Consider the following 21273-nt stretch of genomic DNA (forward strand, 5'->3'; position numbering starts at 1 on the left):
CACGATGCAACTCCATGAATATACGAGCTTTGATGGCCTTGGACTGGCCCAGCTGCTGCGTGAAGGCAGCGTTTCGGCCGCCGAATTGCACGACGCCGCCGTGCGCGCCTGCGCCGCCGTGAATCCGCAGCTCAACGCCGTGGTCGAACTGTGGCCAGCGGATTTGACTGCCATCGACAGCACAGTCAGCACTGCGGCGTTCGCCGGCGTGCCATTTTTGATCAAGGATGTGGCCGTGACGATGGCGGGCCAGCGCAGCGAAGCGGGCAGCCGCCTTGGCGCCGGCCATGTCGCCGCGCTAGACTCTCATCTGATGACGCAGTTCCGCCGGGCGGGACTGCTAACGTTTGGCCGCACGAGCACGCCCGAAATGGCCTTTGCCACCACCACGGAACCGGTCCTGTACGGCGCCACGCGCAATCCCTGGAACGTCAGCCTGAGCGCGGGCGGCTCCAGCGGCGGTGCGGCGGCGGCCGTGGCTGCCGGCATCGTGCCCTTGGCCCATGCGACAGACGCGGCCGGCTCGATCCGCGTACCAGCCGCCTCGACGGGCCTGTTCGGCTTTAAACCGAGCCGGGGTCGGGTCTCGAACGGTCCCGCCATGGACGAGATCTTCAGCGGCCTGGGCGTGCAATTGGGCGTGAGCCGCACCGTGCGCGACAGCGCCGCCTTGCTCGATTGCGTGCAGGCAATATTGCCGGGCGAGCCGTATGTGACCAGTGCACCGGGCCACAGTTGGTTGTCGCAAGTGGACGTGGCGCCGGGCAAGCTGCGCATCGGCGTGCAGCGCGCCGCCAGCAATGGCGCCCATCCTGTTGCTGCCGTGGATAGCGCCCTGGACGCCACCGTCCGCCTGCTGGAAAGCCTGGGCCACCACGTGGAAGAGGTGCAAGCAGAGCTGGGCGTGTCATGGGACGCGTTCGTACACGCCAACGCCAGCATCTGGTGCGCCAACCTGGTGCCGTGGATAGACGCCCTGGCGCAGGAAAGCGGGCGCGCCGTGTCGCTCGAGACACTGGAAGCGGCGACCCTGGCCTGCTACCGCCATGGTCAGATGGTCTCCGCCGTCGATTTCGTGGCCGCCCTCGACGTGCGCAACACGGTCACGCGCCACGCCGGCGCCGTGTTCGGCCAGTACGACGTCTTGCTGACGCCAACCATGCCGGACTTGCCATGGCAGCTGGGACGCTATGGCAAGGACGAGGAAAAACTCGACGGTTTTGGCTGGACGGCGCGCCTGTTGGAGCATTCGCCCTACACGCCGCTGGCGAACGTGGCGGGCTTGCCGGCCATGTCCGTGCCGCTGGCCATGTCGGAAGAAGGCATGCCGATCGGCATGCAGTTCATGGCGGGCTACGCCAGCGATGGCGTGTTGCTGCGCCTGGCAGGGCAGCTGGAACGGGCGGCGCCATGGGGGCAACGGCGGCCGCCCGTGTGGGCAGGTAATTAAGAAGGACGATTACAGGGCGGCGAGGCGGGCCGCGCCCCGGCTTTCCAGGCGAAAGCGGGCTTTTTCCCACAACCGGTCGTGGAAGGGCAAGACGATCACGTTGCAGATCGGCTCGACCACGGCCAGCAAGCCGCCAAAGGCCATGGAACCCGTGGCCCAGTACATGACGCCGAAGGCCACGCCCATGTGCAGGGTCGTCTGGCTGAGCTTTTCGCCGGCCAGGGCGGCAAACCCCAGGCGGCTGGCCGCGTAGCGGCGGCGGATCGCGTGCCAGGCTTTTTCGTGCCATGGCAGCAAGGCGACGTTGATGATCGGTTCGATGATTGCGGCCAAGCCACCGAGCGCCAGGGACCCTGTCAGCAAATAGGCGAGGCCGAAGGCGATCGACATGTGCGTGCAAACCTGGCTGAATGTTTTTATGGCTGTGAACAAGGGATGCTCCTTTCTGTTGAATTCGCTTATTCTTGATTTAGATAGTAACGATTCTCATTTACAAAAGGAAGTAAAATATTTCAACTGAATCCATAGATTGCATCTATGGATTGAGAAATATCAATAGCCCCTGCTGCAGGTGCATTCCGAAGCAGCCATTGCCGTCAGCGTATCGCCGTCGCCTGCGACCACACGGCTTGCCAGCGTCCCTCGCGCCGCTCATAGCTATCGATATGCCAGTAGCGCGAGCGGGGCACGGCCTGGCCACCGAAATTGATTTCAAGCTGGGCCTGATAACGCAGGACGGCCGCATCGCCATGCAGGCGCACGGCGATCTCGCCCGGCTCCCAGCTCAGATAGCGCATGTGGCCTGCCGCGATGGCGCCCAAGTATTCTTCCCGGGACAGCATGCTGCCGATGGGCGTGACCAGCTAAAAATCATCGGCGTGCAAGCTGCGCGCCACTGCCAGGTCGCCGTCGACCAGCGCGCGCAGGCGGCTGCGTTCGATGTCGCGCAATTGTTCCTGTATGAGCGCCTGGCGGCCAGGGTCCTGTGCTTCCATGATTCCATCCTTTCGTAAGGTGAAGCTGACACTTTTACGTAATTTGTCCAAAAGCCATGTTGACACTATATATTCAAAGTATCAACATGTCAGCATGTCACTCCACACCCTGAAAACCCAGCGGATACTCGATGCGGCCCTGGCCGTGTTTTGCCGCTACGGCTATCGCAAAACGTCCATGCTCGACATCGCGCAGGCGGCCGATATGTCGCGCGCCGCGCTGTACCTGCACTTCAAGAACAAGGAAGACGTGTTCCGTGCCGGCTCTGAACGGGCACATGCCACCGTCATGGCGCAAGTGGCAGCGGCGCTGGCCGAACCCGGCCCCGTCTTCACGCGCATCGAATCAGCGCTGCTGGCATTCCAGCAGGGCTTGATGGTGGAAATTTCGTCCAGCGCGCATGGACAGGAATTGTTCGATGCCAACATGACCCTGGCCGCCGACATCACCTTGAACGCGCGGGCAACCCTGGTGGCGTCAACGGCCGGCGCACTGGAGCAAGCCGAAGCGGCGGGCGATATCGCGCTGCGCCGGGTGGACGCGAGTGCCGCGCAAGTGGCAGGCCTGCTGGTGGCCACCATGGATGGCATCAAGCACACGCAAGGGGGAGGGGAGGCCTTGCGCCAGGGCATAGCGCTGCACATGCGCTTGCTGGGAGCGGCGCTGCTGCGCATGTGAGCGGGGAAGCTCCCATGCGCAGTGGGGCAAAGGCTGTTACGGCAAGGTTTTCAGTACATTCTTCGTCGGCACGGAGAAATTATAGCTGTCGTGACGGTCCCAGTTGATCGACCACGTCATCACACCGCGGAAGTCCGGATACGCCTGTAGCGGCTTGATGGTGCCGCAATTGAGCAGGCGCGTCAGGCAATTGAGGGCATTGCTGACGTCGGCATTCGTCGTGAAGCCCGAGCCGGCCGAACTGCGCCCCGATGGCACGCCAAAGCCCACCTGGTCCGGACGCAGGCCGGCGAAGGTGTTGCCGCCATAATTAAACCCTTCGATCAGCATGCGCGCTGTGGCCACCAGCTGGTCGGCCGAGCCTGCCTTGATGGCGCCCGTGGCGTACGGCGTGTAGATGTCGCCATTGTTGTAGTACTGCGGATGCAGCACCGTCAGCTCGCTGCGCAAGGCATTGATGATGGGAATATAGGCGCCCCAGATGCTGCCATAGCTCGTGTATCCCCCTTCCACATACACCCATTCCGGCGCCATCGACAGGTAAAAGCTGCTGCCGACCTTGGTTTTCAGGTTCTTCACGGCGATCGGCAGGTAGGTCTGGATGGCCGCCCCTTGCGCCACGCCATTTTCCAGATCCAGGTCGATGCCGTCGAAGCCATATTTCGTGATGATGGCATACAGGCTGTTGGTGAAATTGGTGGCTTCGGCCGTGTTGCCGACGGAAACAGAACCGTTTTGGCCACCCAGCGACAGGATGACCTTCTTGCCCTTGGCGCGCTTGGCGGCCACGTCGGCGATGAATTGCGCTTCCGTGCCCGCGCCCGGATCGATGGTCAGGCTGACATTGCCGCCTCCCGCGTTGTCGCCGAACGAGACGACGATCACATCCCAGTCATCGCTGACCTGGCTGATCGGATACGTGGCGCCGCTGGGGTTGGTGAAATTGTGCCAGTAGCCGATCAGCGCGTGCTTTGCCGGGCCGGTCGGTGTAGGTGTAGGTGTAGGTGTTGGAGTCGGGGTAGGCGTTGGCGTTGGCGTTGGAGTTGGTGTAGGGGTGGGAGTCGGCGTTGGCGTTGGAGTTGGTGTAGGGGTGGGAGTCGGCGTAGGTGTTGGGGTAGGCGTGGGTGTCGGAGTTGGCGTAGGAGTCGGTGTGCCACAGTCTCCCACCGCCGTCCAGGGCTGGCCGCTGCCGGCGCCGCCGCTGCTGGTCGACGGGTTATTGCCTTGCGTCCACCAGTTGGCCGTGTAATTGACATTGTTGTAGCTGGCCTTGCCGCCGCCGTTGTAGGCGGTGCCGCTGCTCCACGGCGTAAAACAGGCGGCTGCTTCCGTCGAAGCGGCCAGCAGCTGGCTCGCGCCGCCGCTGGATCCGTCGCCGCTGCCACCGCCGCAGGCGGCCAAAGTGCCGCCGAAGAGGGTAAGGATGAGGGTATTCATGACTGTCCGGTTCACTTGCATCTCCTTGTGTATTTTTTTCATGGCCGGGCGGCTGGACACCGTCCGATTTTTCAGAGTGCAAGCATTGCAGGTGGTAGTCAACTGGTTTTATTCTTTGCGCAAGATCACAATACCAGTTGTGGCATTACCCCAGAAGGTGGGCGATGCGGGCCATACCAGTGCCTGTTTTCCGGTGCGCTGGTATGGTGTCCGGAATGGTACCGGGAGCAGGGCGGGGAAGGGAGGAGGACGCCAGGCAAGGTCTTGGGGCGGCTACGGCGTTGTTTCCTTGCGCAAATCGGCATACGGCACGCGCGACAGGTCCAGCAGCATTTGCGTCAAGGCCACGGGTGCAGTTGTTTGACACCGGCGCGCGCCAGGCGTTCATACAAAGGTAGCGCAGTGCGTGGAGGTGCCTGGGTCATGGATGTCTTGAGACTTTTCATTCAAAATAGTTGGGAAATGCCTGATTTAATTGCAGATTTTATCGATATCGCTGACGATGGAAAGCTTGCTGCGGGCGGCAATTTACCACGAGACTAGGCGATCTGCCGGCACGCATCACCGGGCGATGTTTTTTTCCAGCGCGACGTGTTCCTTTCCTTTCAGAAAGCCAGTAACTTCCTGCATGGCAGCGTGCCATGATGAAAGCGACAATGATGAAAAAGATATTAATACTGGGCGCAGGCGGACAGGTAGCACAGTGGGTCATCCGCGCCTTCGCGGGTCGTGACAACATTGCCTTGACGCTGCTGTTGCGCAATCCCGGCAAATGCCCACGCCAGTCCCGGCCAACGGCAGCGTGCTGGCCGGCGACGTGCTGGACCAATCAATGCTGCGCCAAACGATGCCCGGTCACGACTTGGTCTATGCCAATCTGGTGGGCGACGACATGGAAGACCAGGCCAACAGCATCATCGCCGCCATGCGCGCCTCCGGTGTCGAGCGCTTGCTTTTCGTGCTGTCGATGGGCATTTAGGATGAAGTTCCCGGCAAATTCGGCGAATGGAACAGCGCCAGGCTGGCGGAACACCTGAAACCATTCCGCCGCGCCGCCGACGCCATCGAAGCGTCGGGTCTCGAATACACCATCGTGCGCCCAGCCTAGATGACGGACGCAGACGAAGTCGACTACGAATTGACGACGCGCCACGCGCCATTCAAAGGCACCGTGTTATCGCGCAGGAGCGTGGCAGACCTGATCGCCAGCATCATCGAAGCACCAGACTTGCACCGGCACGCCAACCTGGGCGTAAACAAACCGAACAAGGACGGGGACAAGCGGTATTCATGTAGCTAGTTCAAGCGAGGGCGCGCAACAATGGTAGCTGCGCGCAGAGGGCGAAAATCGCATTTGCGATTGGGGAGTTGTCAAAATGGAAGTTTTCTCAAATCCATCCGTAACTTCGCATAATTTATATTATGTAAAATGATGGAGGGAGGAGTTCTAGTTACTCCAACGACAGCATTCTAGGTACTTGGGGTTTTAGGCAGAAAAGATCAACTTGCTGTCGCGCGTTCCAGGCTACTTCCTGCATTGGCCCACTGATCCGTCGCTGCTATTCGGCGCCATCGGTTGGCAGCACTGAAGCTGCAAATGGATGTAAAATATTTTGTACATTCATAGAACGGCAGATCATGAACCTCTACGAAGTCGGCAAAGCAGTCCGCATCCGTCGCCTGGCGCTTGGGTTGACGCAACTACGCCTGGCGCGGCTGGCTGGTCTATCGCGCCAGACGGTACAGCAACTGGAGGCTGGAACTATTGCCGACTTGAGTTTTGGACGCGTGGTGAATCTGCTGGGGGTGCTTGGACTCAGTTTTGCCCCACCGACGATCAAGGCCAGGGAGAAAAAACGCGGTTTGTGGATGGCAGCAAAAAACGCAAGCGTCAGTTACAGGAGCGAGCTTCCCATAGACCAACTGCAACAAGCCTTGGCTACCGGACAAGTGCCGACCAACCATCAATCGCAGTTAATGCACTTCCTGGACGAAACTCCCCTGCAGGTGGTGGTGATGGCGGTCGAGGAAACCGCACATCTGGAAGCCGTCCCGCCAGCGCGCATTTGGGCGTGCATCACTCAGCTGGATCGTCAATTAGGCAGTGTACGCAGCAATCTCTGGCGATAAACATCATCCCAGTGCCCCCCTCCCTGATTACCTGAACTCTGCTACTACTCACCAAAACTTGTGCGCGCTTCGGAAAGACTGAGAATAATCCAGTCCGATAACTTTCCGTTTGCGTCCCTTGGCAATTGCGGACCAAACGAAAACGATTTCGGACGCTGCGCACTGGTGAGCTTGTTCTGGATCCAGCCATCGAGTCTTACCCGCAGCTGTTCAGCCGTCACGTCCGCGCGGGGCACGATAAATGCCTTTAACCGGCTTCCTTCGTCGCTGCGCATCAAGCGCACGGCGGCATCGAGCACATCAGGATGGCGCTTCAGGCATGCAGCGATGCTAAGCGGAAATACATTGACACCGCCCACCTGTACCGCTTCGTCGATTCGTCCCACAGGCAGGAAGCTGTTGCCATCAATCCAATCGAGGTGGTCTGGTGCGCTGCAACGCTGCTGCGTCCCATCGTCGAGTGAGCGCACTAGCATTGTATTGTCGAGTGAATCGCGCTGCCAATACGGGAAACACTGGAACGGCTGTCCCGCGCGTTGACGCCACCCTACGCCGGCCGTTTCCGAACTGCCATAGACTTGTAGCAGTGCTGCCAAGCCTGTCGATGCCCATGCATTGGCCAGTTCATCCGGACACGGTGCCGTCGATGTCAGACCAATGACGTCGGGTCCGATCGCCGGTGCCAGCCGCAAGGCTGCACGCCAGAAATCGGGATGGGCGACGATCAAGTCGCCCGCGCGCAGCTCATGCGCCAGCAATCCTGGAGCACCGCCCCTCAAGTCAATGACTGGAACGGGATGCGGCCCTAATGCGCGCGGCAACAGCACGGAAAATAGAAAACCGTAAATATGGTGACTCGGTACGGCGCACAAAATCCGCTGCCGCGCCCCGACCAGCTGTGCCAATTGGCGGGATTCCTGCCAGAGCGCGTCGCTACGATGCGTGCATGGCTTGGCAGGGCCGCTGCTACCGGATGTACGAAAAGTAATTGCATCTGAAAATCGACGCAAACCTTGCTGCGCGATGTAGACCCAATCGTCCACGCGCCGGCGCTCGAGCAAGTCGTCCGCGACGCCAGACTGATGCAAATGCAGCGCTTCAGAAAACGCGGTAGCCAAAGACAGTAATTCGAGCGAATCTGCGCCAAGGTCCAGTCCGATGTCGGTATCGGCGGTCCAATGGCGGCTTGCCGCTGGCATGCTGCCGGGGCGAAGATGGGCCAGTTCGGCGGCGATGAAATCACAGGCGAAACGCCGCATAAGCTGTTGGTCTTCCCACCACGCCGTGACGTTGCAGTTGCTACTTGGCTTCATGCCGCTCCGGTCCGTAAGCAAGATAGTTCACTCCCGTTTGGCAGCACTCGCAACGCGATTGCGCCCGCCATGTTTGGCATCGAACAGCGCTTTATCGGCGCGCTCGAGCAAATCATCGAAACTTGTGACCGTCTCATCCATCGTACTCACGCCAATACTCACGGTATATCTGATGTCGGTTCCATCGAAGTTTGTACATGCCGCCTCCACCCTCTTGCGCAGACGTTCCGCCATCGCCACCGCTCCCGCGAGATCGGTTGACGGCAACAGGGCGGCGAACTCTTCACCGCCGATCCGCGCCACGGTATCGATGTCGCGTGCCGATCCCTGGAGTTCACTTGCAATCTGGCGCAAGACCTGGTCGCCCGCCGCATGTCCGAATGTATCGTTGACTCTCTTGAAGTAATCTGCGTCGATGATGATCAGCGAGAGCGGACGCGGGTGGCGATGCCAGCGTTTCAGCTCGACTTCGGCGGCCTCGAATAGTGCGCGCCGGTTCGACAAGCCTGTCAGGTAATCGTTGAACATGGTGCGGACATGTTCGCCAACATTTTTTTTCTGATCGCTGATGTCGCGCAAAATCAGGGCGAAGCCCCTTGCCTTATGATTGAACAGTGCGGTGCCGGTTTTGAAATCTTCAATTTCCTCAATCGGGACGATCATGCTGCTACACCAGAAGCGGTCGCCATCGGCCTTGATCCGCCATCCTTCAGTAAGGCTCCAGCCACCCTCCTCGGCTTCGCTGAGCAGATCGGACATTCTGTCCGTCGATATACTATCGACCGGATAAAAGATTGAAAAAGGCTGTCCGGTTATCTCTTCGGCGCAGAACCGGGTGATGCGGGCAATTCCTGGATTCCATTCTTCGATAAAACCATTTTCATCGAGCGGTATCAACGCATAATCAGTAATTCCCATAGTAATTGCATTCAACCACGCGGCACTGTACTTGAGTTGCTGCTCCTGCGCCACTTGTCGAGTCAGGTCGCTAAGCACGGCCATCAGGCGCTGGTCGTCAAGTTTGATCAGGCTGATGCCCAGTACGCGGGCATCTAGTTTTCCCCGAATTCCGGATGTTAACTGCGCCCTGAACCATTCACAAACCGTCCCTCTCGCTTGTGGAAATTCGGACACCATCAGGCGCAACTCTGGCGCTACGGATTCCAGCACGTCGAATAAATTGGACAGGCCGCCGTCCTTCGACAGCGGCATTAACAGTTGCGCCGACAAGGGATTGATAAATTGCACGTCGCCAGTTAAGGTCGTCTGGATCAGGCCAACCGGCGCCAGATAGAGAAATTGTAACAATGCTTCATGCTCCGCAACCAAATCCGGCGACGGAAAAAGTGCATTCATGGCACGCGCTTGACGAGTATGAAGCGCATCGGTCCGGCAACTGTCGACAGAAGACGCAATGACACTCGGATCGGACGCATGCGCAACGTAAGGACATAGTCAATGGTGTCATCAAGGTCAGTGCCAAGCTCACGCGCATCTTCAAAGCGTTGGGCGACCATGAAATTGTTCATGCACGGTGTAACGTCCGTGAATAAGGGGCAGCCCAGCACGTTCTTGGGAGACAAACCAGAGATTGCTGATTCGAATGTGTTATAACGGCGCACCACGCCTTCGCCGTCAAATCCTATCACGCCAAATGTAAGTTCATCCAGTCTCGCATCGGTCGACAGCATCAGGGCGTCGATCAGTCCGAGTTGGTCAAAATGTATCAGGTTGATGTCCGGCATAGCGTCGCTCTAGTATGTTCGTTTGAAAGCAAGCGGTACGACAAAGGCGATAACTCAAAGGCCAGCAGACGATCCTGCGATTCCCACTTTTCAACGGTAACACATTCAGTAAGGATTGACCGCCGTCCCGACCCTGCGACAAAAAAAAACCGAATACCAACCACAATGCGATTGGAACTGGTGTCGTCGACGCCGCCGCAGCGCAAGGAGGCCAACCGTCAGCGATCACGTCTTTTTGCCCATCGGGATGATCCCATCGCAGGACTGGCCGCCCTCACCTCCGCCGTCAATCACCTCATCACAAGAGCCTTATCGCACCAGAGGCAGCTCATGGCGTGCGTTGAGTGCGAGCACCTTTGAAAACGCTTCGGCGATGAAATCCATGAAGACGACGGCGCGCGTCGGTAGCAGCCTGTTTGCAACATAGATGATTTGCACCGGGACCGGAGGGGCGGTGTGTTGCGTCAGCAGCAACTGCAAATTACCGTTCTTCAGCCCCTCCTCGAAAAGCCATTCCGGTCCATGTCCGATCCCTAGTCCCGCATTGACCGATTCGCGTACGGCCTCGGGCGAGTTGACCCGGAGCCTGCCCGATACCGGAACTTCGGTATCCCGGAAGCGCCATGTGGCACCTGACGACAGCAAGGTGTAGATCACGCAATCGTGTCCGCGCAGATCATCGGGCGTGACGGGAACGCCGCGTTTGGCGAGATAGCCCTTGCTGGCCACGAATACGCGCTCGAACAGACCGATGCGCCGGGCGCGTAGTGCGCTGTCGTCCAAATGGCCGATCCGAATCGCCAGTTCAGCACCTTCATCGACCAGGCTTACATAGCGATCATTGATCTGGAGATCCAGCGACAACCCTGGATAGCGTTCCAGGAATGCAGGGACATGCGGCAACACGAATGCATGGGCCAAAGCAGTTGGGCAGGCGACGCGCAGCAATCCGGATGGATCGACGTTCTCCCTGAAGGACGATTCAGACTCCGCCACGGCGTCAAGGATGCGCCGCACTTCCGCATAGTAGCGTTCCCCCTCTGGCGTGAGGGCAAGTTTGCGTGTTGACCTGTGCAGCAGTCGCGTTTGTAGATGCTCTTCCAGTGCCGCCACATAGCGGCTGACGTTCGGCTGCCCCAGGCCCAAGTCGCGGCCGGCAGCGGAAAAGCTGCCAGTCTCCACCGCACGCGCGAAGCATGTCATCACAAGAAATCGGTCCAATTTATCCCTTCATTCATGCAATAGAAGCATGAAACATATGCAAAGATACGATCTTATCGAATTTCAAGCATGAGCGCATAGTTCTCCTCACGGTAAGTCAGCCAACCTTGGCTGACCATGAATCATCGACAGGAAAACTTTTATGTCCCGCTTACAAGGCAAACGTACACTCATCACCGGCGGCACCAGCGGCATCGGCCTCGAAACAGCCAAGCAGTTCCTCGCCGAAGGCGCACGCGTCATCGTCACCGGCGTCAATCCGGATTCCATTGCGAAGGCCAAGGCAGAGCTTGGCGCCGAGGTCCTGGTGCTGCGCGCCGACTCAGCCAACGTGGCCGCCCAGAAGGAGCTGGCGCAAGCCGTTCAGGCTCACTATGGTCAGCTCGATATCGCCTTTCTCAACGCCGGCGTATCCGTTTGGGCACCGATCGAACAGTGGACGGAAGAGATGTTCGATCGCTCCTTCGACATCAACGTCAAGGGCCCCTACTTCCTGATCCAGGCGCTGCTGCCTGTCTTCGCGAACCCCGCATCGGTGGTGCTCAATACATCGGTCAACGCGCACGTCGGCGCAGCGAATTCGTCGGTATATGCCGCAAGCAAGGCCGCATTTCTGAACATGGCGAAGACGCTTTCGAGCGAAATGCTCGGACGCGGCATTCGCGTCAACGCCGTCAGTCCTGGCCCGGTTGAAACGCCGCTGTACGACAAGCTCGGCATTCCCCCCGCCTACCGCGACCAGGTCAACAAGGACATTGCCGCAACCATTCCGTTCGGCCGCTTCGGCACGCCGGAGGAAGTGGCCAAGGCGGTGCTGTACCTCGCTTCCGACGAGTCCCGATGGACTGTCGGTTCCGAAATCATCGTTGACGGCGGCCGCACGCTTAACGGCTGATTGCCGACGACACCCTCGGCAGGATTTCTCGCAGCCACACGAGTAAATTATCCGCGATGCGCCCGCTCCACATGCGTGGAGTGGGCTTCATTTCCACAGTCCCCCATTTCATTCAAGACCCAGCTTTTTTCTCAGGCTGGAATCGACTGGGCCGGCGGGCATGAAGCGGCGTAGTTTACTCAAAAGTGCTGCCTCTCCGGATGGCATGCGGCGCATGCGCCAGGCGCCCAGCGCCGCCTCGACGATGGTGCTGGCCACCAGGGCCGGTCCTGGCGCGCTCTCAATACTTGCAGCCACGGTGTTCGCAACAGCGTTGCATTCGTGATCATAGCCGTTGATGACCATTTTGACCCGCGGCGAGTTGACCTCCAGATTGGTCCTGGTGTAGTGCGGAGCGACCAATGTGACGCGAATGCCAAACTGGCGCACCTCATGATCCAGCGTTTCTGACAACCCCTCGACCGCGTGCTTGGAGGCAGAATACAGTCCCATGTACGGCGCAGGGAGAAAGCCCAGTACCGAGCTGACGTTGACGATCCTGCCGTGACCCTGCTGACGCATGTGCGGCAGCACCGCTTGGACTGTACGTAGTATACCAAGTACGTTGGTGTCCAATAGTGCTGCGGCTTCGCTGGCTGAGGTTTCCTCAATCGCGCCAAACATATTCATTCCCGCATTGTTAACCAGCACATCCACACGGCCGGTCTGAGCGATGACTAGTGCAATTCCAGCCTGAACGGATGCGCTGTCGCGCACGTCCATCTGAAGCAACTCAACGCCGGCCAGGGGCGCTGCGTCGAGGAGACTGCGCACGGTGCCAAACACCGTGCAGCCGCGCTTGGCGAACTGTTCCGCAGCAGCACGCCCGATGCCCGACGACACCCCGGTAACAACGACAACAATAGACTTCGACATGGCAAATCCTTTGAGACAAATGGTGAAGAACGGCAGATCAGTTCGCTTGGACCTTGCTTGTCGGGACAATCTTGAACCAAATGGCGTACATGGCCGGCAGAAACACCAGTGTGAGTACCGTGCCCGCAAAAGTACCGCCGATGAGCGTGTAAGCGAGCGTCCCCCAGAAAACGGAATGGGTCAGCGGGATAAAGGCCAGGATGGCTGCCAGCGCAGTCAGGATTACGGGACGGGAACGCTGCACGGTTGCCTCGACCACCGCGCGGAAGGGATCCAGTCCAGCCTGCTCGTTATGGTGGATCTGGCCGATCAGGATCAGCGTGTTGCGCATCAGAATGCCAGACAGTGCAATGAGCCCGACCAGTGCATTGATACCGAACGGTTGCTGGAACACGATGAGCGTCGGCACCACGCCGATCAGCCCCAAGGGGCTGGTCAGAAACACCATGACCATCGCCGAAATCGAACGCACCTGGAAAATGAGGATAAGCAGCGTGATCGCCAGCATGATAGGGAACAAGGGCAGCATGGCGGTCGTCGCCTTGCCCGATTCCTCGATGGAGCCGGCTTGTTCGATCCGGTAGCCGCCCGGCAGCTTGTCGATGATCGGCTGAAGCTGCTTGCTAATGGCACTGGACACGTCCGGGGGCTGCAAGTCATCGGCAATGTCGCCGCGCACGGTGATGGTCGGCATCCGGTCACGTCGGCGGATGATCGGTTCCTCAGCGCGCACGTCGACCTTGCCTACTTGCGATAGCGGAATACGTTGCCCGCTTGCACCTGTCAGCGTAAAGTCCACGAGTTTGGCCGGGTCAAAACGGTTGTCGCCGGAGGATCGGGCCACTACTTGCACCGTGCGGATATCTTCACGCACAGAAGTCAATGGCACGCCGCTCAGCAGGAATTGCAGTTGCTGTGCCACAGCGCTGGAGGTCAAGCCAAGGGCTTGCAGGCGATCCTGCTGCAAGGTGAAGTGCAATGCAGGCGTGCGCGTCCCCCAGTCATTATTGACCGTGCGCATCATCGGACTGACTTCCATGGCCCGCTGCACATCTGCCGCAATGTTGCGTAACTTGTCAGGATCCGGGCCTGATATCCGGTAGGCGACCGGGAACGGTGAATAGGGACCAAATACCAACTGCGTGACACGCACGCGCGCTTCCGGCGCGAGACCTGCGGCAATCACCTCGCGCAGCCGCTGCTTCAAGGCGTCACGCTCGTCCTGACTATCGGTACGGACGACGATCTTTGCAAACGACGGATCGGGCATCTCGGGCCCCATGGCCAGATAGAAGCGCGGCGCGCCCTGGCCGATATAGGCAGTGACGATTTTTGCTTCCGCCTGTTTGGCCAGCCATGCTTCGACCTTCGCCGCGGCGCTGCTGGTCTGTACGATCGACGTGCCATAAGGCATCTGCACCTCGACCAGGACTTCGGGGCGGTCCGAGATGGGGAAGAACTGCTTCTTGACTACCGCCATACCCAGCACGGCCATGGTGAACAGGCCCACCACTGTCGCTGCTACCAGCCATTTGCGCGTGATGACGCGCTTGAGCAACTGACGAAAGCGGTTATAACGCGGAGTGTCGTAGAGCGCGTCGTGGCCACCTTCGACCCGTTTCAGCTCGGGCAGCAGTTTGACGCCAAGGTAGGGAGTAAATACCACCGCGACGACCCACGATGCGATCAGGGCAATACCCACGATCCAGAACATATTGCTGGTGTATTCGCCCGCGGTCGAACGCGCAAAACCATTCGGCATGAAGCCGACCGCCGTGACCAGCGTGCCCGAAAGCATCGGCGCAGCAGTATGGCTCCACGCATAGGCCGAGGCTGCGATGCGACTGTAGCCCTCCTCCATCTTCACCACCATCATTTCAATGGCAATAATGGCATCGTCAACCAGCAGGCCCAGCCCCAGGATCAAGGAACCCAGCGTAATGCGGTCGAAATTCTTGCCGGTAGCGGCCATCACGATGAAAACGACAGCCAAAGTCAGCGGCACGGCCGCAGCAACCACGATGCCTACTCGCCAGCCCATGCTGACGAAGCACACCACCATGACCACCAGCAACGCGGCAAAGAACTTCATCATGAACTCATCGACCGATGAACCGATGTTGACGGCCTGGTCGGTGACCTTGCTCAAGCCCATTCCCAGCGGCAACTCTGCATTGATCGCACCGACTTCATTCTCCAGCGCCTTGCCAAGGTCGAGTCCATTCCAACCATCGCGCATGACGATGCCAAGCAGCAAAGCTGGTTCTCCACCGTTGCGTATCATGAATGTCGCAGGGTCTTCGTAGCCGCGCTTGATCGTGGCGATATCCGACAGTTTCAAGGTGCGCCCCTGCGCCGCGACGGGCATGTCGCGGATTTTCTGCAATTCATCGAAAGCACCGTCCAGGCGTATGAACACTTGCGGCCCCTTGGTTTCCACGGAGCCGGCCGGCGTGAGGACATTCTGACTATTCAGGGCCGCAAAGACTTCCTGCGGACTGACACCCAACGTTGCCAGGCGTGCATGCGAAAACTCGACATAGATACGCTCGGACTGCTCACCGACGATGTTGACCTTTTTGACGCCCTGGACGTGCAACAGACGTTGCCGCAACGTCTCCGCGTCGCGTACCAGCAAGCGTTGCGCTTCGCCCTTGGCCTTCAGCGCGAACAAGGCAAAAGTGACGTCCGCGTATTCGTCGTTGACCATCGGCCCGATCACGCCTGGCGGCAGGGTACTCGCCTCATCACCAACTTTCTTGCGCGCTTGATAGAACTGCTCCTGCACTTCCGCCGGCGGTGTGCTGTCCAGCAGCGTCAGTGTCGTGAAGGCCAGGCCTGGCCTGGTGTAGGTCTCGCTACGGTCGTACCAGCGCAACTCCTGCAGGCGCTTCTCGATTTTTTCAGCGACCTGATCTTGCATCTCTTGTGCCGTAGCGCCTGGCCAGGCGCTAACAATCGTCATGACTTTGACGGTGAAGGCAGGATCTTCCGCTCGGCCCAACTTGAAAAAGGAAACAATTCCAGCCAATGAGATCAGGCAAATCAGGAACAGGGTGACGGAGCGCTCGCGCACGGCAAGCGCCGACAGATTGAAACGGCCGGTGCTCATGGGCGCGCTCCTGCCGTCGTGGCCGACTGATCGGCTACACGTACCTGCTCGCCTTCGTGCAGCAGGTGCGTGCCAAGCGCAACGATCCTGTCACCTTGCTTGAGCTGTGCTGCAATCCCCGCCTCGTTGTCACCCAGGCTGCGGACCGTTACCGGCCGCCAGCTCACCTTTGCGGGCTGCCCCTGGATAAGCCAGACTCCCGGCCCTTTCCCCGCATCGTACAGTGCGCTGATTGGCACGGACATGCCGCCTTGTCTGGCGGACTGTGCGTCCAATATTTGTATGGTGACGGTGGCGCCCAAGGGCGTATTGTCAAGCTCGCCGTCCAGCACATAGCGTGCCTCGAAAGTACGGGTCTGCCGGTCCGCGGCATCCGATAACTGCCTCAATTTCGCCGGAACGGTAGCGCCCTCCTTGCCAAACAGCGTGGCTAGCGCTGCCGAGCCGACCGCAGGACGCAAGGTTTCTGGCAACTGGATGAGTGCTTCGCGGCGCCCCGTGTGGGCCACGCGCACCACAGCCTGCCCAGCGGCCACGACTTGGCCGGATTCGGCCAATGTTTCCATGACAAGACCGTCGGCGTCCGCCAGCAGTTCGGTGTAACGGCTGGCGTTACGGGCCACTTCGGCCTGCGCTTCGGCAGCATTGAGTTGGGCCTGGGCCGCCGCTGCGGCCGCCGCGACCTGGTCATAACTGGAAGCCGAGATCGCGCCAGTTCCGCGCAAATCGCGATAGCGCGCCTCGTCCTGCGCTGTTTGCTGCGCCCTGGCACGTGCAGCAGCCACCGCCTCCTGCTGGGCGTGTGCGGCAAGCCGCAGATCCACGGGGTCGATGCGCATCAGCAGCTGTCCACGCTTTACGGACTGTCCGGTATCCACGAGGCGCTCCAGCACCTTGCCGGCGACCCGGAAACTCAGATCGCTTTGCACTCGGGCAGCAATGACACCGGTGAATGCACGGGACGCAGCCGTCGCATCGCGGACGGTTGCCACCCGCACGAGCGGGGCTTCGTTACGTGGATCAGATTGCTTCTTTTCGCCGCAGGCGATCAAGGCCAATGGCAATACAGAGATGACAACAGAGAAAGCGAGTCGACGGCGCAGCATAGAAATCCCGTAAAAAACTAAACAGGATTTCATTTTGAGACCAGTGACCAATTAAGTCAATGGTCACATATTAAAGTCTGACTATCTTGATAAGCTTCGCAGTACCAGGCTGGATAGTTGAGCAGGTGCATCTTCGGCATGGTCCAAGCTGTACTGCAAAAGCAAGGGATTGAGATAAGGTCGCATGACCAGGTAAATCGCATTCACCGCCTCGTCGAGCGGGGTCTTCCGTTCAAAATCCTCGGCTTCGCGTCCTTGGCGTATCACTTCCAGCAGCATGTGCTGGATGCGAACCTCGTAAGCACGCACCGATTCCCAGCGCTCAATAGCGGCCGAGGCCGCAATATCGTATAGCTTGCGATCATCGAAGAACAGCCGTTGGCTGGACTCAACGATCGCTTTGAACATCCGCCGCAACTTCTCGGGTGCGCGTTCAACGCTGTCAACGGCCGCCCTGACGTCGGTTTCGATTTCGCTCAGGCAATTTGCGCAGATCAGCTCTCCGATGGCCTGTTTGGATTCGAAGAACTTGTAGATGTATGCCTTGGAAAAACCGATGGACTTGGCAAGATCTGACACCGTCGTTTTTTCGTAGCCGTAGAGGCGAAAATGCGCAGTCGCGGCGGAAATGATCTGATCCCGCACTTCATGGTCGACGGGGCCTCGGGCAGAACCCGGAATGGTGGTTGCTTTAATCATGCCCTACAGCTTACCCCTAGTTGTAGATTTGCACAAATAGTGACTATATCGTGATATAGTCACTAAAAATACTTTCTCTTTCTCTGACGTGGAAGGTCACATGTTATTCAAACGTACCCTCATTATGTGCGCCGTCGCCGGTGTTTCTACAGCTTGTACTGTCGGACCTGATTACACTCGCCCAGAAACGCATCTGCCAGAACGATACCTGGGCCAAGCGGCAGTTGAGCAAAGGTATGCCAATGCCGGCACCGGTGCCGATTTCTCCAAATGGTGGGAGGGTTTCGGTGATCCCCAGCTTAACCGCCTGGTCACGCTTGCATTGGAGCAAAATCTGGATCTGGCGCAAGCATCTGCGCGCGCGACCCAGGCGCGGGCAGGACTCGGGGCAGCTAATGCCGCACTCCTTCCTTCTGGCGCCGTCAGTGCTCAGGCGGCACGCGCCTACTCATCGGTAGAAACCCCGCTAGGGCAGGTTCTCAACGCACAGCCGAATTTTGATCGTTACGGCAACGCTTACGAGGCCAGCCTCGGCGTCGGCTGGGAGCTCGATATATTTGGTGGCTTGCGTCGCGAACGGGAAGCCGCTATTGCCGAGTATCAGGCTTCGGCAGCCGGAGTGGCAGCAACCCGCTTGACGGTAGCGGCGCAGACTGCCGATATTTACATCAGCATGCGCGGACTGCAAACCCGTCTGGATATCGCACGCAGCCAGGTCAGGACGCAACAAGAACTGTTGGCGACGATTAATCTGCTGTATGGGAAGGGCCTGGCGGCAGAACTTCAAGTGCGACAGGTCGAGGGCGCGCTGGCTCAAGTGAAGGCTGCGGTGCCGGCGCTCGAAGCAGGTTTGGAGGCCGCCATGAATGCAATGGATGTGATGTTGGGCACGCCGCCTGGCACGCACAGAGAAGAACTGGCAACGGTGCGCCCTCTTCCGGCGGCTCCGCAGATTGCGCCAGCAGGATCCCCCGGCGATTTGCTCCGCCGCCGTCCTGATCTGATCGTGGCGGAACGCCGCCTTGCTGCGTCGAACGCACGTATCGGCATCGCGGTCTCCGAATATTATCCGAAGCTGTCCTTGAGTGGACTGATTGGCAGCGCGACCTCGCTTTCCAGTGGCCATCTTTTCACCGGTGGCGCCAGCCAGAGCGCCGCAGTGCTGGGATTGCGCTGGCGGCTGTTCGACTTCGGTCGCATCAATGCACAGATTGCTCAGGCCAAGGGCCAGGAAGCAGAGGCCTTGGCGGCTTACCGGCTTGCCGCCTTGCGTGCTACCGAAGACGTCGAAAACGCGATGTCAAACTTGGTGAAGCGCGAAGATCAGGCTGGAATACTGGCACACGGCGTCGACTCGCTCAGGCTGGCGAGAAAATCCTCGTTTGCCGCTTACCAGAAAGGCGTTGTCAGCCTGATCGAAGTTCTTCAGGCCGACGACAAGCTGCTACAGGCCTCTGACATGCGGACACAGGCCCAAACCGAATCCACGCGCGCGGCGGTGGCGCTTTTCAAGGCGCTCGGTGGCGGCGGGCAACTTCAAGATGCCGAAGCGGTCGTAAGTCGATAGGCTGAATCGCCACGAGATAACTGAACGAGATTGTTGTTGCACCAGGCCTGCAGGCCGTCGGTGCAATGCAAATCGAGTTCAGCTATTTTTTTACAACATATTGCACAATATATTGTATGATCGGGTCTCACCGAGGGGGGGCCTTAAAATGCGCTATCACTTATGTCTGCTTCAAACGCTGTCGGCCTTGTCCATCGTGTGCGCATCGGGCGCTTTTGCCGAGGCGCCGGGCATCTCACGAGACGAAAAGGGTGCGATCATCGCCTCCCTCGATAGCACCTTGAGTGCGAACTACCCGTTTCCGGACATCGCACGAAAAATTGCGCCTGTGCTTCAGGAGCGTCTGAAAAAGGGAAATTATGACTCGGCGGCCACGCAGGCCGAGTTTGCGAGCAAGCTGACCGACGATCTCATCAAAGTCAGCGGCGACCTGCATTTCTTCGTGGGTGCCGACGCAAAATGGATCGCGGAATTCAAGGCGAAGGCCAACCCGGCGCTCAAGGCCAAGATACGAAAAGAAGAGTCGAGCAGGCTCGAGGAGAGCAATTTCGGTTTCGACGAGGTCGCTCGCCTGAAGGGAAATATCGGCTATATACGCTTCAGCTATTTTGCCGATCCGGAACTTGCCTATGATACGGCCGCGTCCGTTATGCGCTTCGTCGGCAATACGGATGCCCTTATCATCGATTTGCGCTATAACAATGGCGGACATCTGGAAATGGCGCAATTTCTAGCGAGCTATTTCTTCTCCAGCGAGAAAGACCAGCTGCTCTTCGACTACTATTACAATGAGGATGGTAAGCGTATCCAGCGGGGGCAATGGGTGCTGCCGGGCCTGCCGGGCAAGCGCATGGTGGACAAGCCGGTCTATATCCTGACCGGTTCCACGTCGTTTTCCTCCGCGGAATGGTTTTCCTATGCGATGAAGAAACTCGGGCGAGCGACACTGATCGGGGAGCGGACCGCCGGCGGTGCGCATCCGGTTGCGCGCAAGCCGCTCAACGACGATTTTTTCGTGCAAGTGCCGATCGGCCAGATCCAGGATCCCGTGGACCATGGCGATTTCGAAGGAGCCGGCGTGCAAGCTGATATCCCAAGCCCCTCTATTCGCGCGCTGCCTCTGGCGCACAAGCTGGCGCTTGAAAATCTGGCGAAGGCCGATGACGCCAGGCGAACCGAATTTGCCTGGCTGCTGCCGAGCTTGACGGCCGCCATCGAGCGCCCGCACGTCGATGCCGGGATGCTGACGAAAGCCGCCGGAAAATATGAAGGCCGCCAGCTCATCCTGGACAATGGCACGCTCTACTATATCTGGCGCGACCGGTTTCGGGTCGCGCTTGAGCCGATCGGCCCCGATCTGTTCGCGGTGGAAGGCGTGTCCGATTTCCGATACCGCTTGAACGCTTTGCGCGGAAAAGTGACGGCGCTGGAACGCGTGAACAAGGACGGCAGCATCCAGAGGTACAAGCGCCTTGACTAAGGGAACACCTCACCCGGCCGCGATCGATGACGCCGTGTTTCTCGGCCGCGCTGTCGAACGGCTGAGCGTCCTGATCGCTGAGCAATCCAAGATGGTCTTCGATACGATGGGGATCGTCATCCCCGTTCGTTCGTGTTCGCTGATGACTGTTCTTGCCACGCTCGGTACGGCCTCCGCCTCGGATCTGGCGCGCGAACTCGGACATTCGCACCAGCTGGTCATGCAAAAGATACCCAAGCTGCTCCGTCTGGGCCTCATACAGTATCAGAACGATGACAATGATGGCCGGCGACGGATATTTAAGCCCACTGAGGAAGGCTTGTCGCAGCTTGCGAAATTCGAACACTGCACGGTGCTGATTCGAGCGGCCTATGCCGGCTTGTTTGCCGAGGTGGGCGACGTCAGGCAGTTCGTGGACCGGGCCACCGATGCGCTCAACGAGAGGCCGCTGGACAAACGCATCAATGCCCCGGTCTGACTATGTCCCGTAGAAGGCTGCCGGCGTACGAAAGTACCTGGCATCCTCACC

20 protein-coding genes and 1 pseudogene are annotated in these 21273 nt (G+C 59.1%); 9 read left to right on the plus strand and 12 right to left on the minus strand.

The features are described 5' to 3' along the window. Positions 1–4 precede the first annotated feature (4 nt). Positions 5–1450, plus strand: coding sequence for an amidase (locus ACQ4WY_RS00975; protein ID WP_436502428.1), 1446 nt, complete (start codon positions 5–7; stop codon positions 1448–1450). Between the two features lie 9 nt (positions 1451–1459). On the opposite strand, the gene ACQ4WY_RS00980 is transcribed toward ACQ4WY_RS00975, so the two are convergent. The 3 genes from ACQ4WY_RS00980 to ACQ4WY_RS00990 all read right to left on the minus strand — a co-directional run bounded on the left by ACQ4WY_RS00980 (position 1460) and on the right by ACQ4WY_RS00990 (position 2445). Beyond that, the gene (locus tag ACQ4WY_RS00980) at positions 1460–1882 is read right to left on the minus strand and encodes a DUF2061 domain-containing protein (RefSeq protein WP_322426895.1); all 423 of its coding nucleotides are present in this window, start codon (positions 1880–1882) and stop codon (positions 1460–1462) included. A 164-nt stretch (positions 1883–2046) separates the two neighbouring features. Then, the gene (locus tag ACQ4WY_RS00985; RefSeq protein WP_436504373.1) at positions 2047–2313 is read right to left on the minus strand and encodes a nuclear transport factor 2 family protein; all 267 of its coding nucleotides are present in this window, start codon (positions 2311–2313) and stop codon (positions 2047–2049) included. Then, the gene (locus ACQ4WY_RS00990; RefSeq protein ID WP_436502429.1) at positions 2314–2445 is read right to left on the minus strand and encodes a hypothetical protein; all 132 of its coding nucleotides are present in this window, start codon (positions 2443–2445) and stop codon (positions 2314–2316) included. Between the two features lie 94 nt (positions 2446–2539). Here ACQ4WY_RS00990 and ACQ4WY_RS00995 point away from each other — a divergent pair, with 94 nt between their 5' ends. After that, positions 2540–3124, plus strand: a complete 585-nt coding sequence (locus ACQ4WY_RS00995; protein WP_436502430.1) for a TetR family transcriptional regulator — start codon at positions 2540–2542, stop codon at positions 3122–3124. Between the two features lie 36 nt (positions 3125–3160). On the opposite strand, the gene ACQ4WY_RS01000 is transcribed toward ACQ4WY_RS00995, so the two are convergent. Further along, a complete protein-coding gene (locus ACQ4WY_RS01000; protein ID WP_436502431.1) occupies positions 3161–4561 on the minus strand; it encodes a chitinase in 1401 nt (466 codons plus the stop codon). Between the two features lie 772 nt (positions 4562–5333). Here ACQ4WY_RS01000 and ACQ4WY_RS01005 point away from each other — a divergent pair. From ACQ4WY_RS01005 to ACQ4WY_RS01015, 3 genes and pseudogenes are all read left to right on the plus strand, one after another. Further along, positions 5334–5669, plus strand: a pseudogene (locus ACQ4WY_RS01005) (NAD(P)H-binding protein). Next, a complete protein-coding gene (locus tag ACQ4WY_RS01010; RefSeq protein WP_436502432.1) occupies positions 5670–5861 on the plus strand; it encodes a Rossmann-fold NAD(P)-binding domain-containing protein in 192 nt (63 codons plus the stop codon). A 338-nt stretch (positions 5862–6199) separates the two neighbouring features. Continuing rightward, positions 6200–6691, plus strand: a complete 492-nt coding sequence (locus tag ACQ4WY_RS01015; protein ID WP_436502433.1) for a helix-turn-helix domain-containing protein — start codon at positions 6200–6202, stop codon at positions 6689–6691. 44 nt (positions 6692–6735) lie between these two features. Here ACQ4WY_RS01015 and ACQ4WY_RS01020 read toward each other — a convergent pair whose 3' ends face one another. The 4 genes from ACQ4WY_RS01020 to ACQ4WY_RS01035 all read right to left on the minus strand — a co-directional run bounded on the left by ACQ4WY_RS01020 (position 6736) and on the right by ACQ4WY_RS01035 (position 10970). Then, a complete protein-coding gene (locus ACQ4WY_RS01020; RefSeq protein WP_436502434.1) occupies positions 6736–8004 on the minus strand; it encodes an AMP-binding enzyme in 1269 nt (422 codons plus the stop codon). A 27-nt stretch (positions 8005–8031) separates the two neighbouring features. Next, positions 8032–9360, minus strand: coding sequence for a GGDEF domain-containing protein (locus ACQ4WY_RS01025; protein ID WP_436502435.1), 1329 nt, complete (start codon positions 9358–9360; stop codon positions 8032–8034). Beyond that, positions 9357–9749 carry a phosphonate transporter gene (locus ACQ4WY_RS01030; RefSeq protein ID WP_436502436.1) on the minus strand — a complete coding sequence of 131 codons (393 nt, stop codon included), beginning with the start codon at positions 9747–9749 and terminating at the stop codon, positions 9357–9359. The genes ACQ4WY_RS01025 and ACQ4WY_RS01030 overlap by 4 nt, the downstream gene beginning before the upstream one ends. A 309-nt stretch (positions 9750–10058) precedes the next feature. Next, on the minus strand, positions 10059–10970 hold the full coding sequence (locus ACQ4WY_RS01035; protein ID WP_436502437.1) for a LysR family transcriptional regulator: 912 nt from the start codon (positions 10968–10970) through the stop codon (positions 10059–10061). Positions 10971–11112: 142 nt separating this feature from the next. Between ACQ4WY_RS01035 and ACQ4WY_RS01040 the strand changes: the two genes are divergently transcribed. Then, on the plus strand, positions 11113–11865 hold the full coding sequence (locus ACQ4WY_RS01040; protein ID WP_436502438.1) for an SDR family oxidoreductase: 753 nt from the start codon (positions 11113–11115) through the stop codon (positions 11863–11865). A 108-nt stretch (positions 11866–11973) separates the two neighbouring features. Here ACQ4WY_RS01040 and ACQ4WY_RS01045 read toward each other — a convergent pair whose 3' ends face one another. The 4 genes from ACQ4WY_RS01045 to ACQ4WY_RS01060 form a co-directional block, all read right to left on the minus strand. Beyond that, a complete protein-coding gene (locus ACQ4WY_RS01045; RefSeq protein WP_436502439.1) occupies positions 11974–12780 on the minus strand; it encodes an oxidoreductase in 807 nt (268 codons plus the stop codon). Positions 12781–12817: 37 nt separating this feature from the next. Then, on the minus strand, positions 12818–15892 hold the full coding sequence (locus ACQ4WY_RS01050; protein WP_436502440.1) for an efflux RND transporter permease subunit: 3075 nt from the start codon (positions 15890–15892) through the stop codon (positions 12818–12820). Then, positions 15889–16998 (minus strand): efflux RND transporter periplasmic adaptor subunit, encoded by a 1110-nt coding sequence (locus tag ACQ4WY_RS01055; protein WP_436504374.1) that lies wholly within the window; start codon positions 16996–16998, stop codon positions 15889–15891. Before ACQ4WY_RS01055 ends, ACQ4WY_RS01050 begins: the two co-directional genes overlap by 4 nt. Positions 16999–17079: 81 nt before the next feature. Continuing rightward, entirely contained in the window at positions 17080–17697 is a 618-nt protein-coding gene (locus ACQ4WY_RS01060; RefSeq protein ID WP_436502441.1) for a TetR/AcrR family transcriptional regulator, read from the minus strand. A 100-nt stretch (positions 17698–17797) separates the two neighbouring features. Here ACQ4WY_RS01060 and ACQ4WY_RS01065 point away from each other — a divergent pair, with 100 nt between their 5' ends. From ACQ4WY_RS01065 to ACQ4WY_RS01075, 3 genes are all read left to right on the plus strand, one after another. Beyond that, positions 17798–19264, plus strand: coding sequence for an efflux transporter outer membrane subunit (locus tag ACQ4WY_RS01065; RefSeq protein WP_436502442.1), 1467 nt, complete (start codon positions 17798–17800; stop codon positions 19262–19264). A 148-nt stretch (positions 19265–19412) separates the two neighbouring features. Next, positions 19413–20744, plus strand: coding sequence for a S41 family peptidase (locus ACQ4WY_RS01070; RefSeq protein WP_436502443.1), 1332 nt, complete (start codon positions 19413–19415; stop codon positions 20742–20744). Further along, positions 20737–21222: a MarR family winged helix-turn-helix transcriptional regulator gene (locus ACQ4WY_RS01075; protein WP_436502444.1), complete on the plus strand. Its 486-nt coding sequence runs from the start codon at positions 20737–20739 to the stop codon at positions 21220–21222. Before ACQ4WY_RS01070 ends, ACQ4WY_RS01075 begins: the two co-directional genes overlap by 8 nt. The last annotated feature ends 51 nt before the right edge of the window (positions 21223–21273 follow it).

Source organism: Janthinobacterium salmonicoloratum, from assembly GCF_051380845.1.
In the GTDB taxonomy this organism is placed as follows: Bacteria; Pseudomonadota; Gammaproteobacteria; order Burkholderiales; family Burkholderiaceae_D; genus Janthinobacterium; species Janthinobacterium lividum_F.